Origin of the sequence: Caballeronia zhejiangensis, assembly GCF_000698575.1 — a bacterium.
GTDB lineage: Bacteria > Pseudomonadota > Gammaproteobacteria > Burkholderiales > Burkholderiaceae > Caballeronia > Caballeronia zhejiangensis.
In genome coordinates this window covers 35,072-44,810 of the sequence record NZ_JFHD01000047.1, presented here as the reverse complement: position 1 = coordinate 44,810, position 9,739 = coordinate 35,072, and the positions used below count along the sequence as shown (strand labels likewise).

Below are 9,739 nucleotides of genomic sequence, written 5' to 3'. Positions count from 1 at the left end.
AATCATCTAACCTTATCCGATAAGCCTCTCCCTGTCGTCGATGGGAACGCAATCTGAAACAGGCCCGTTGATTATATGGGCTTTTTCAGACTTCGTTCCCACGGCTCAGAGCGCTTTTCGCTTCACAACCTTACTGCGGTCGTACACTCGCGCGGTGGTCGCGGGGTTGGCGTGCAGGTCTGGAAGTGCGCCGCGTTCGGCCTTGTGCTGCGTCACGTAATAGGCGCGGAGATCGTGGAATGTGAAACGGTGCCGGATCACTTTCTTCTTGATCGCCTCGACCATCAGCTTCTGCCACATCGTCTTGAAGCCGGCCTGCGTGTATGCAGTGCCCGACCGGTTCGGGAAGACGTAAAGGCATTCCTCATTCTTTTGCGCGGCGCGCGCGACCTTTAGCCGGGCGAGCAGGGCGCTGACCTGCGGCGTGATTTCGATCTGCTCGATCACCTCGCCGCGCTTCTTGCCGCGCTGCTTCGCGCGCTTGATTCGGATGTGCCCGGCCGCCTCGTCGACCTGCAGCCACGAGAGATCCAGAAATTCGACCTTTCTATTGCCTGCGACGGCGGCGTATTCGGCCGCCATGCCGATCATGGCGCGCTGGCCGCGCTGCTCAGCGAGCCACGTCGCGAACGCGGCGAACTCTTCCGGCTCCGGCGCTTCGGTGCGCGGCTGCTCTTCGTTGCGCTTCACCTCGCGGCAAGGGTTGTGCTTCGCCTCGCCGCGCTCGATCGCCAGGCCGATTAGGTTCGAGAGCAGCGCCATTTCCCGATTCGCACGCACCGGCGCGTCCGCGCGCTCCTTGCGCAGGTACCGCGCGACGTCCGTCGCATCGATGTCCGCCGCGCGCACGTCGCCGAAAATGTCGAGCAGCTTCGTCGCGCACTGCTCGTAATCGGTCCGCGTGTACTGCGAGTACCGCTTCCAGCCAGGCGTCTCGCGGAACTGATCCCACAATCGCGAGATCGTCCCGATGTCGTCTCCGCCGCCGGTGATTTCGAGCACCTTGCGGATCGCCTCGATTCGGTCGGCGCCGAGGTTGATCGGCTTGCCGCCGACCGGGTGATACCTGTACGTGAACCCCTTCTTTGTGGGTCGCGCCTCCATGCGGGGCAGGAGGCCATCGCGCACCGGCTTTCTCATGCTGCGTTCTTCCATTTTGGTGCGGTGCGGCGCATCTGTTCGCCGGGACCACGGTTCACTTGCTCCCACGTCAGCATCGGATGGCCGTCGGCCTTGCGCGGTGCATCGATGCCGAGCGCCTTCTTGATCCAGCGCTTTTGCGCCGCACCTTGGCGCAGGCCGCCCGTCAGTTCGACGAGCTGGTCATTCGTCACGATCGACATTCGGGTTCTCCAGATACGCGCGGCTGATTTTCAAAAATTCTTCGATGTTGCTGATCACTTCAATTCGTCCATTCGGCTGCGTCGTTCGCGAACTGCCGCGTCGGCCCATCTCCCGGCCAGATAAGCGCGGTCGTCTCCCGACGTGATTGGCTTTTCGCCGATCTTCCATCCTTGGCATTGCATCGCGAACGGCAGGACTGCGAGGTACGCTCGGTCCCAGAATTCGATCTCATCAGGTGTCAGTCCATCAGTACAGGTGGCGAGCGCGGTTTGCGAAAGAGCGCTCACGATGTCTGCTCCTCTTTGCTCGCCACGCTCGACGCGCGAGCCGCCTGCGATTCTCTGAGTACTCGGTCGCATTTGGCGATCAGCTTCATGCTTCGCTCGATCGCCTGCTTTACCGCTGCATCGGAACGCCGGTTGTGCTTCGTGTAGATCTCGTAGAGCGTTTTCATCCCTGCTTCTCCGCGGTGTCGATGCGCATCACGGTGGTCAACTCGACCATCTCTACCGGCTCATCTTCAGTGGCGTCCTGCTGGTACTGCCAGAAGTAATGAACGGCGTCTCTGTACGCATCGACGCCCGGACCTTCAGTCGCTGCGACGGTCATGCCGCCTTGACGAATCTCGAAGCGCCGATCTTTGCCAGCGTCCGCATCCTTCTCCATCCCCGCGATCCGCTCGCGCAGCGCGGCGAGTTCGTCGGCGGCTGATCGCTCTGCCGCTTGCCAGAGCTGCCAATCGTTTTGATCGCGCCAACGCGCGTAATCGCCATTCGCGCGCTTCTCGATGTTGCCGCCCTGATGCGCCTCGAACCGTTCTCGGCTCGCCTGCCCCTCACTCGCGCCTGCTGCGAGAAGGGCGCGGGCTTTGATGCGAAATTGCGTGATGTCGCCTTGCGCCGCGTAGAACAGGCTCACGAGAAGTTCGTCAGTCATTGCCGGACTCCTTTGCCAGTTCGCCTGCGAAGTTGAAAAGATCATCGTCGCAGTGGAACGACCAGCCTTTCGCCTCACTCCATCCATCACCGTGCTTCTCGGCCAGCGCCATCACGCGCGTCCAGTCGATGTTCTCGGGCAGATCCGCCGCAAATCCGCCGCCAAAAAGGGCCTGCGCCTTCTGCCATCGCGTTGGCTCACTCGCCCCCGCCGCATCGGCTACCGAAGGCGCTCCTGCTGCGAGAACTGCATCGGAGAGACGATCGATTGCCTCGGGCCAAATCTCATAGCCCCAAACATCGCAGCATTGCGCCATCGCGTCGTAAATCTGGTCCTTGGTCATTTTAAGAACGGGATTAGTCATTTCGGCACCTTCTTCGAAGCCTTGATAGCTTCGCGCATTGCGTCAATAACCCAATCGTGAGGCCTAAAGTTGTCTTGATCCTTGTTGGTTGTCGGCAAGTATCGGTGCCCTTCATGCGTTTTGCGTGCGCATCTTTGAGCAATCTCAATAAGCTCAGGGTCGTAAATTTCACGTGTCATTTTCGAATATCCAATCTGTGCCGCTTCTTCTTTCGAACGATCTTCGAGCGCATTGGCTACCGAAGGCGCGGGAGGGGCGGCGAGATCATCGACCGTCATCATGAAGCTCTTGAACGAGCATTCGTGTCCGTACACCATGTCGTACAGGTTCCGCCAGTCTGCATTTGCGAGGCTCAATGTCTCGTCCTCCTTCTCCCCCGCTGTGTCGGCGATGCTCGCTTCTCGCACCTTTCCAATCTTTGCGCGAATCTCGTCGTAGCTGAATGCGCGGCCGCTTTGTACGATCCAGTCGATCTGAGCATCAGAAAGAGACGCTGTGTCGGCGATGCTCGCTCCGCTGGAAAGTGCAGCGGCCAGTTCTTCGATCACAGCAACAGCCGCAGTCATGTCGTCCATCGTTTTGTTGTGCCCGCGCGCCCAAGACGGAACGCCATCCCTCCATTGGCCGTGCGTTCGCAGATGCTTCCACTCTGCGTATCGGGGTGTGTCGGCGATGCTCGCGGAGAGAAGTTCGTTGATCACTTCGAGCACATGAGCGCCGACGAATTGCCGGGTGCGCGAGTAGATGTATTGTTCGAGTTCGTCGTTCGTCATGGCGATTTCTCAGCGGGTCGGTTCAGCGTCGATGATTACGGTGCATGCCTGATCGGCGCGAACCTCGTGGACTTCGGCCCAATCGCTCGATGGCTGTGGTGAGAATGGCGGCGTCGTATCGTGGTTCACGAACACGCGATGATGCGGTGGGTACTTCTGCAACTCTTCGATCAACTCGGCTACGGTCATCATGTCGGTTCTCAAAAATGGTGTCGGCGGTCAGGCGGCGTCAGCGGATCGTGTGTTTCGTGATATTCGTGATGCCATTCGGGATCTCCGGCTTCTTTTCGGCCATGAAACCCGTCCCCTTGCCGCCGCTCACCTTCATGTGCTCGACTTCGACCTTCGCCGAATTGATGATTACCTGAGCCACTTCCGCGACGGCCTTGGCGCGGTCGAGTTCGAGCGGCTTTTCCTTGTCGCTCAGCGCGCGCAGCGTGTCGAACAGGTGCGAGCGCAGTTCTTCAATCGTGTCCATTGATCTTCCTTGTCAGGGCAGCCTTCAGCTGCACGACTTCCTGCAGATTTTCGGGGAGGTTTTTCCAGCTATTTCGGCGGATCAGTTCTCCGCGGGTGATGCATTCGAGGTTTTCGAGAGCGGCATTGCTTCGATCGCCATCGCGAAACACGACCACATGACCGGCCGGGATCGCACCGTGGGCGGCCTGCCAGGCGAGCACATGGACACCGATCCAGTCGCGGTACTGATCTCCGGTGTCGCTCACCTTGCGTAGAAAATATCCGCCACGCGGCTCGAATCGCACGGTGCCGACCGGCTTCGAATTCCGTTTGTGCCCCGCCTTGAACGAGCCGGACTTCACGCCGTGGCGATCCTTATTCCACGGCGCGCGGCCAGCGTTCACCTTGTTGCCGCTGCGAAAGCGGCCTGCCTTGTCGTGGTTCATGTTCTCTCGCAATAGGTGTTTCGCCAATCCAGACCGTGACGCGCATTCCGGTGATTCCCGCGACCATCTCCACGAATCTCTGACAGAGCGCGTGCGTCTGCTGTGTCGTCGGCTTCCGAGCGAGCCCTATGCTTTCGAGTGCGTCCAGCAGCGCGCGGAAGGTGGGGAGTAGGCGGGTCATTAGGGCGTCCAAGCGATTTAACGACGGGAATCTCATATAGCGCGTATAGTGGTCTGGCATGCCGCTCCTGGTGTGTAGGAGCAAGCATGGAAAACCTATCGTGTGTGCCATATCGCGGGTACACCATCGACGTTCGCGTCGTCACAAGCAAATCACCGTCACTGGATGGCCAACAGGTTCGATACGCTGTCTCCTGGTCGATCCTTTCCTCTGACCCTCGCGCTACGCCTGTCATAAGCCTGCCCGAGCAACTTAATTTCCTTACGCCCGAAGCAGGATTTAAATATGCCGAACGGCAAGCGAAGCGGTTTATCGATGGTTGCGTCAACGATGGAAGTGCCGATGCAGCACCAGCCTGAATCATCTTTCCGGAGTTGAGCATGTCGCGACTGTTGAGAATCGGAACTTTGGAGTTCCACGTGTTGGTTGAACCGCTGGTGGGCGGCGGGTTCACATACGCTTGCGTTGAGATCGATCGAACGAGGCCGAAGGTTGATCGGATCCATTTCGAAAGTCCGCTTCGATATGAAAGCGAAAATGACGCATACGCTGGCGGCTCGGCCTACGCTCGGAAGCAAGGGCGACGAGTGCTGAAATAGAAGACGGCTCACGCTTTCTCTCCGGTTGCCTTGATGACCGTGAACGTCACAGCCCAAACCCAAGGATTGACATCCCATGCGCCGGCGCCATTGATTCGGTCCCACAGATCAGCGAAGACGACGCGCGCGTCGCGGTCGGCACCGCCGAAGTACTGCTCGCCCTTCTGTACGACATAGCGCCCGGAAGCGGGGAGCATGTGCAGGCCTTCGTTCGCTGCATCGGCCTCGCTGATGTCGTGCAACCGTTCGGCACGAACGCTGGTGATTTCGAGCGTGATGCGCGACGCCGCGCGCGGCATGTGAATCGAAGGACGCCAGCGGAAGGGCACATGCTCACGGTGCTCAGGGCTATAGATGCCCTTCACGCCGTCCCGGACCTCTATCTCGTTCCTTCGGTCATCGTCGGCTGCATACCAGACGTCATCGAACGGATAGTGATTCCGGAAGTCGGTGCTGAACGTCTCGCGCACCCACAGACGATCACCGGGCGCTCCGTAGGGGCACATGAGGCAGTCGCCCGTCCGCGTGTGCCAGATCGCGCCTTGCTCGGGAATCGTCTGGCCGTCCTTCGTGCGGCCGCCGGTCAGTCCGCCGATCGTTGTAGGCTCCCACTGTCCAAGCGGATTGCTGTGCGGCAGCTTCACGACGCGCCGCGTCTGCGTCTTGCGTCCTTCGAGCAGCGCACGCACCATCGGGCCGCTGAAGAGGATAGGGCGCTCTTTCACGGCAGCGTCCTCCCGGTGACGTCCTGCACGTACTTGCGCATCAGAGCGACGGCGTCCTGCTCCTTGCCGAAATAGAAGGCGTAGAAGATCTTGTAGAGGGACTCGTCCGCTTCGTCGCCGTTTTCGAGATGAGCGACTGGCTTGCCGCGCAGCGTGAGTTCCTTGATCAGATCATCGGTATCGAAGTCGTCCAATTGGACGTCGACATCCACGTTCACGTAAGGCATGGGGTTCCTCGTTCTTGTTCGAATCTGAGTTGATGACGCTGCTCCTGTCGCCTTTCGGCCTACCCATCACGGTCAGGGCGACGTCATCAAGTCAGACGGCCGGATTACGCGCCGGCGCGCGGGTGGTTGCGAAATCAGTTGCCTGCAATGCGCGTCGACTCGGGCTGCGAGTCGGCGCGCGAAATGAGGTCCTTCGGCGTGCGCTTGCACTCGAATCCGGCGTCGCGCATCGCCTGGTAAATCTCTTCGCTGATCTGGCAACGAATTCCGATCGCTGCGCTGCGCAGCGCCGTGGCGTTATCCGGGTCAACCGTGGACTGACGCGTCATCTCGGCGGCCGCCACCTCGAGCACGCAGCTCTTCTGGTCTTTGCTGGTGCCGATCACGCCGCTGAAGCCCGCGACCGCAAAGCCGCCCTGCGTCGTCTGACCGCAATTGAATTGCGAAAAACTGGATGCATACGCGCCAAGGACCGGCGCACTGACGTTGCGAACCGTGGACGACGTGTGCTCTGGCGTCTGCGAGAACTCGATCGAACCTTGTGCGACCGACTGAGAAGTACTCGTCTGTTCAGCCGTCGAAGTGCTCTGCGCCATGGCATTGGCTGCTCCGAGAAGTGCTACGATTGCGATGGCCGTGAAACTTGTTTTCATGGTGGCTCCTTCCTCGTGTGGAGTCAGGCCTCGGGTGTTCCTAGCACCCGGGGCCTCTTCGTTTCTGGGCTTAGTACGTGTACGAGCCGTTCAGACCGCTGTAGCCGCCAGCCGAGTAGTCCACGCCAGCGCCGCCCTTCGTCGCGCCATAGCCATCCCCAGATGTGTAGCCGCTCGACGTCGACGTCGTGTTGCTACCGCCGACCGCACCTGAGAAAGAGCCGCCTGCGCCGATGGCGCCGAGGCCGTTGTATGCGTACGAGCCGGTTGCGCCGACGCCCATCGCCGTGCCACCTGCCGCATAGCCGAATCCAGCGCTGTTGGAGGTCTGCGTGCTGAAGCCTTGGCCGTTCGATCCGGACGAAGCCATCGAGCCGCCAGACAGCGTGACCGACGAGCTGAAGCCCGCGCCAACGTTGAAGGAATCGGCTGCTTGCGCGTGGCCGACGAAAGCTGCGAGAACTGCGACTGCCAGAAATGCCTTCTTCATTTGATGCTCCTCGTGATTTGCGCGAATCCGTCGCGCTCGGGTTGTAAAAATCGGTTCCTGAAATCAGTGGTGCGCCGGCCAGCGAATGCTCTTCTTGCTGCGCTGAATCTCGTCCAAACGGCGCTTTGCCCTGGCATCGGCGCCGCGAACGAAAGCCATTGCCGCAATCATCGTCACGACCCAGATAAGGACTACTGCCTGATAAATGTTCATGGTGAGCCTTTACGGGATCGTTTTAGGCGCAGTGGACGACCGTGCAGCGTTCAAGACGAGCGGCGCGGTAATCGATCTCGGCGCAGATCGCCAGATAGGCCGCCGCGACTAGAAACGTGATGCCCCAGATTTGCCAGAGCTTCACGCCAACACCCCGGCGCGGAAGGCGACGCACAGGAACCACACTGCGCCAATCGCGACACCGTACAGACCGGCAACGCCGATCGCCTTGTAAATCCTCTCGACGTCCTGCAGCCGCGTGATGTCGCGGAGCAGGGCGTTGTCTTCCAAAACGCGTTCCATCTTCCTGTCCTTATCCGCCGGCCCGAACGTCAGCGACGCCCGGGGCGATGCTGTTGAGTGCGTATTCACGCAGGAGATGCTCGATGAGCGCGCCGGCGCCGCCTTGTGCAAGGCGCTTTAGCTCGAGTAGATCGCTTGCTAGCCAACTCATTTGCTATCTCCTGTCCACTTGCCGGACAGGAAGCCCTGAGTACAAGGCACTGATCGCTTCCCAGCGCCCTGAGATCAGGGCTCCCGGTTTATCCCCGGAGCGCTTCGTTCAGCGCATGGGTGTATTAAACATCATGTTTAAACGTGTGTCAAACATTTTGTTTAATAAAGTTTGTCCGGGCGTGCGGGGGGACGAGGATGAGCCGGAAAACAAAAAGCCCGCAGAGGCGGGCTTGGAGTCGTGAGAGGGTGGGAATCAGTCGAGCGAGGCAGCGTCGACCGTGGAAAACTGAGATTTGTGCCAGAAAACAGGCTTGCCGTATCCGGCGAATGTCGTGCGCACGCCTTCGGAAGTGACCTCGACGGCGCAAGTCATGTCTTTCTTGCGGCCTTCCTTGTCCAGAAGGATTGCGACGGGCGCCCCCTTGCAGCTGACCGCCTGGTCGACGATCTCGAGCGTCATCCCGCCCGGCAGCCGTGCGACCGCCGCGCTAGCAGCCGCAGCAGTGCCACTCGCCAGCGCCAGACCGACCGTTGCCACAAACAGAGTGAGCTTCAATCCGGCCTCCAAGAAGAAGGGCGGCAGATTGCACGGACGAAATGCATTTTCTCTATTTCGTCGCTCGAAAAGCTGATTGGTTTGTGCGCGTCGTTAGCGGACCGGAGATGTACCCGGCCGGCTCGGCGGTACAAAAATTCTTTGACCATGACTTGGCCGGCTTTCGATTTCACGAGCACCTCGTCGCCGGCCTCGATGGCCTGGTTCGGCTCGATGACGACGAATTCGCCGTCTTTGATTCTGGGACGCATTGAGTCGCCGACGCACTTCAAGGCGTATGCGTTCGGATCCCTGGAAGGGAAGTCGACGTAGCCGTCACCGGCTCCGACGGGATATTCGAGGTCGGCCCAGTACCCGTTATCCCCAAGTTGCGCATGACCTACCACGGGGACAGCTCTCCAGTTCGTAATCGGGATAGGCTCATACTCGTCGACATATCGAACAGCGACGCCAGGCTCGCCTTTCCCTTTCGTAAGCCAAACAACGTTCACGCCGTAGGCTGTTTGCAGCGCGGCACCTTGCGCCAGTGTGATGTCGGGGCCTTCTCCGTCCAGCCACTGGCCGGCGACGGATTCGCTAACCCCCGCAACAGATGCAATTTCTGCGGTAGTTAAGCCCTTATCGAAAAGCGCTGCTCTCAGTCTACGTGGCGACCTCGCTGACGCCAAGTCGTCTGAAGAAATAACAATATCAGACTCCGTTCGATCAGATTTTTCGATCTCGGGGCGTGATCGGTCTCTTTTCGACGAATCATTCGACGAAGGAACCTGTGCCGCGCCGAGCATCGTGCCTTCGCCGGTCATTAGCCAAACGGCACTGCACCCAAGCTTTTCTTGGGCGTCGAGCATCGCCGCTTTCGACATGCCGCGACGCTCCCAGTTGTTTACGTTCTGGGGCGCGACATTGAGAAGGCGTGCGATTTCTGTAGGCGTAGTGAGCCCGCGCAACAGCCGGGCTGCCTCGTAGAGGCGGGCGGTGGTTTCATGCATACCCCGGATGTTCTCAAAATTAAACACTTTGTTGTTCAACATAGTGTTTGCTTTTTGATTAAACGTGGTGTTTAATAACGCATGGACCGGAAAAACGACATCACTGCTGACCGACTGCTCATCGAGGAACTCGGTGGGGCTTCCAAGCTCGCCCGTCGGCTGGGCTTCGACCAGCGCGGTGGAGTTCAACGGGTCCACAACTGGAAGGAGAGAGGGATCCCGGCTGCCGTCAAGCTCGAATTCCCCGACATCTTTCTCGGTAGGCCCCGTCAGCGACTCGCAAAGTAGGTCTCTCGCGCGTTCGTTGTCTTTTGTGTTCATCAACCGT

Annotated in this window: 20 protein-coding genes; 1 reads left to right on the top strand and 19 read right to left on the bottom strand. The window is 59.6% G+C overall.

The window, feature by feature from the left end:
- Positions 1-105: 105 nt before the first annotated feature.
- From BG60_RS32565 to BG60_RS32530, 10 genes are read right to left on the bottom strand one after another with little or no spacing between them, the layout of a single operon-like run.
- Complete coding sequence (locus tag BG60_RS32565; RefSeq protein ID WP_034474071.1) at positions 106-1,140, bottom strand: site-specific integrase; 1,035 nt, start codon at positions 1,138-1,140, stop codon at positions 106-108.
- The gene (locus tag BG60_RS32560) at positions 1,137-1,343 is read right to left on the bottom strand and encodes a DUF4224 domain-containing protein (protein ID WP_034474049.1); all 207 of its coding nucleotides are present in this window, start codon (positions 1,341-1,343) and stop codon (positions 1,137-1,139) included. The genes BG60_RS32565 and BG60_RS32560 overlap by 4 nt, the downstream gene beginning before the upstream one ends.
- Before the next feature lie 54 nt (positions 1,344-1,397).
- A complete protein-coding gene (locus tag BG60_RS38465; RefSeq protein WP_152563255.1) occupies positions 1,398-1,631 on the bottom strand; it encodes a hypothetical protein in 234 nt (77 codons plus the stop codon).
- Positions 1,628-1,798 carry a hypothetical protein gene (locus BG60_RS38870; protein WP_160172927.1) on the bottom strand — a complete coding sequence of 57 codons (171 nt, stop codon included), beginning with the start codon at positions 1,796-1,798 and terminating at the stop codon, positions 1,628-1,630. The genes BG60_RS38465 and BG60_RS38870 overlap by 4 nt, the downstream gene beginning before the upstream one ends.
- The gene (locus tag BG60_RS32555) at positions 1,795-2,280 is read right to left on the bottom strand and encodes a hypothetical protein (protein WP_034474047.1); all 486 of its coding nucleotides are present in this window, start codon (positions 2,278-2,280) and stop codon (positions 1,795-1,797) included. Before BG60_RS32555 ends, BG60_RS38870 begins: the two co-directional genes overlap by 4 nt.
- Positions 2,273-2,644 (bottom strand): hypothetical protein, encoded by a 372-nt coding sequence (locus BG60_RS32550; protein ID WP_034474044.1) that lies wholly within the window; start codon positions 2,642-2,644, stop codon positions 2,273-2,275. The genes BG60_RS32555 and BG60_RS32550 overlap by 8 nt, the downstream gene beginning before the upstream one ends.
- Positions 2,641-3,417: a hypothetical protein gene (locus BG60_RS32545; protein ID WP_034474042.1), complete on the bottom strand. Its 777-nt coding sequence runs from the start codon at positions 3,415-3,417 to the stop codon at positions 2,641-2,643. The genes BG60_RS32550 and BG60_RS32545 overlap by 4 nt, the downstream gene beginning before the upstream one ends.
- A 9-nt stretch (positions 3,418-3,426) precedes the next feature.
- A complete protein-coding gene (locus BG60_RS32540; protein ID WP_034474039.1) occupies positions 3,427-3,609 on the bottom strand; it encodes a hypothetical protein in 183 nt (60 codons plus the stop codon).
- A gap of 37 nt (positions 3,610-3,646) precedes the next feature.
- Positions 3,647-3,895, bottom strand: coding sequence for a hypothetical protein (locus BG60_RS32535; RefSeq protein WP_034474037.1), 249 nt, complete (start codon positions 3,893-3,895; stop codon positions 3,647-3,649).
- Positions 3,882-4,322 carry an HNH endonuclease signature motif containing protein gene (locus BG60_RS32530; protein ID WP_051996802.1) on the bottom strand — a complete coding sequence of 147 codons (441 nt, stop codon included), beginning with the start codon at positions 4,320-4,322 and terminating at the stop codon, positions 3,882-3,884. Before BG60_RS32530 ends, BG60_RS32535 begins: the two co-directional genes overlap by 14 nt.
- A 267-nt stretch (positions 4,323-4,589) precedes the next feature.
- Here BG60_RS32530 and BG60_RS37510 point away from each other — a divergent pair, with 267 nt between their 5' ends.
- Positions 4,590-4,862 carry a hypothetical protein gene (locus BG60_RS37510; RefSeq protein WP_075583610.1) on the top strand — a complete coding sequence of 91 codons (273 nt, stop codon included), beginning with the start codon at positions 4,590-4,592 and terminating at the stop codon, positions 4,860-4,862.
- 248 nt (positions 4,863-5,110) lie between these two features.
- Here BG60_RS37510 and BG60_RS32525 read toward each other — a convergent pair whose 3' ends face one another.
- The 9 genes from BG60_RS32525 to BG60_RS39795 form a co-directional block, all read right to left on the bottom strand.
- Complete coding sequence (locus BG60_RS32525) at positions 5,111-5,827, bottom strand: hypothetical protein (protein WP_034474036.1); 717 nt, start codon at positions 5,825-5,827, stop codon at positions 5,111-5,113.
- Positions 5,824-6,054, bottom strand: coding sequence for a hypothetical protein (locus tag BG60_RS32520; RefSeq protein WP_034474034.1), 231 nt, complete (start codon positions 6,052-6,054; stop codon positions 5,824-5,826). Before BG60_RS32520 ends, BG60_RS32525 begins: the two co-directional genes overlap by 4 nt.
- A gap of 134 nt (positions 6,055-6,188) precedes the next feature.
- Positions 6,189-6,707 (bottom strand): hypothetical protein, encoded by a 519-nt coding sequence (locus tag BG60_RS32515; protein WP_152563254.1) that lies wholly within the window; start codon positions 6,705-6,707, stop codon positions 6,189-6,191.
- A gap of 70 nt (positions 6,708-6,777) precedes the next feature.
- A complete protein-coding gene (locus BG60_RS32510; RefSeq protein WP_034474029.1) occupies positions 6,778-7,197 on the bottom strand; it encodes a hypothetical protein in 420 nt (139 codons plus the stop codon).
- A gap of 63 nt (positions 7,198-7,260) precedes the next feature.
- Positions 7,261-7,410, bottom strand: a complete 150-nt coding sequence (locus BG60_RS38865; RefSeq protein ID WP_160172926.1) for a hypothetical protein — start codon at positions 7,408-7,410, stop codon at positions 7,261-7,263.
- Positions 7,411-7,432: 22 nt separating this feature from the next.
- Complete coding sequence (locus BG60_RS40020) at positions 7,433-7,555, bottom strand: hypothetical protein (RefSeq protein ID WP_277621804.1); 123 nt, start codon at positions 7,553-7,555, stop codon at positions 7,433-7,435.
- Complete coding sequence (locus tag BG60_RS39180; RefSeq protein ID WP_167561873.1) at positions 7,552-7,713, bottom strand: hypothetical protein; 162 nt, start codon at positions 7,711-7,713, stop codon at positions 7,552-7,554. Before BG60_RS39180 ends, BG60_RS40020 begins: the two co-directional genes overlap by 4 nt.
- 406 nt (positions 7,714-8,119) lie before the next feature.
- Positions 8,120-8,422 carry a hypothetical protein gene (locus BG60_RS32505; RefSeq protein ID WP_152563253.1) on the bottom strand — a complete coding sequence of 101 codons (303 nt, stop codon included), beginning with the start codon at positions 8,420-8,422 and terminating at the stop codon, positions 8,120-8,122.
- Positions 8,419-9,732, bottom strand: coding sequence for a LexA family transcriptional regulator (locus tag BG60_RS39795; protein WP_051996799.1), 1,314 nt, complete (start codon positions 9,730-9,732; stop codon positions 8,419-8,421). The genes BG60_RS32505 and BG60_RS39795 overlap by 4 nt, the downstream gene beginning before the upstream one ends.
- Between the last annotated feature and the right edge of the window lie 7 nt (positions 9,733-9,739).

Coding starts and splice junctions, on each gene's coding strand:
- BG60_RS32565 (WP_034474071.1), bottom strand. CDS start 1,140: ATGAGAAAGCCGGTGCGCGATGGCCTCCTGCCCCGCATGGAGGCGCGA.
- BG60_RS32560 (WP_034474049.1), bottom strand. CDS start 1,343: ATGTCGATCGTGACGAATGACCAGCTCGTCGAACTGACGGGCGGCCTG.
- BG60_RS38870 (WP_160172927.1), bottom strand. CDS start 1,798: ATGAAAACGCTCTACGAGATCTACACGAAGCACAACCGGCGTTCCGAT.
- BG60_RS32555 (WP_034474047.1), bottom strand. CDS start 2,280: ATGACTGACGAACTTCTCGTGAGCCTGTTCTACGCGGCGCAAGGCGAC.
- BG60_RS32550 (WP_034474044.1), bottom strand. CDS start 2,644: ATGACTAATCCCGTTCTTAAAATGACCAAGGACCAGATTTACGACGCG.
- BG60_RS32545 (WP_034474042.1), bottom strand. CDS start 3,417: ATGACGAACGACGAACTCGAACAATACATCTACTCGCGCACCCGGCAA.
- BG60_RS32540 (WP_034474039.1), bottom strand. CDS start 3,609: ATGATGACCGTAGCCGAGTTGATCGAAGAGTTGCAGAAGTACCCACCG.
- BG60_RS32535 (WP_034474037.1), bottom strand. CDS start 3,895: ATGGACACGATTGAAGAACTGCGCTCGCACCTGTTCGACACGCTGCGC.
- BG60_RS32530 (WP_051996802.1), bottom strand. CDS start 4,322: ATGAACCACGACAAGGCAGGCCGCTTTCGCAGCGGCAACAAGGTGAAC.
- BG60_RS37510 (WP_075583610.1), top strand. CDS start 4,590: ATGGAAAACCTATCGTGTGTGCCATATCGCGGGTACACCATCGACGTT.
- BG60_RS32520 (WP_034474034.1), bottom strand. CDS start 6,054: ATGCCTTACGTGAACGTGGATGTCGACGTCCAATTGGACGACTTCGAT.
- BG60_RS32515 (WP_152563254.1), bottom strand. CDS start 6,707: ATGAAAACAAGTTTCACGGCCATCGCAATCGTAGCACTTCTCGGAGCA.
- BG60_RS32510 (WP_034474029.1), bottom strand. CDS start 7,197: ATGAAGAAGGCATTTCTGGCAGTCGCAGTTCTCGCAGCTTTCGTCGGC.
- BG60_RS38865 (WP_160172926.1), bottom strand. CDS start 7,410: ATGAACATTTATCAGGCAGTAGTCCTTATCTGGGTCGTGACGATGATT.
- BG60_RS39180 (WP_167561873.1), bottom strand. CDS start 7,713: ATGGAACGCGTTTTGGAAGACAACGCCCTGCTCCGCGACATCACGCGG.
- BG60_RS39795 (WP_051996799.1), bottom strand. CDS start 9,732: ATGAACACAAAAGACAACGAACGCGCGAGAGACCTACTTTGCGAGTCG.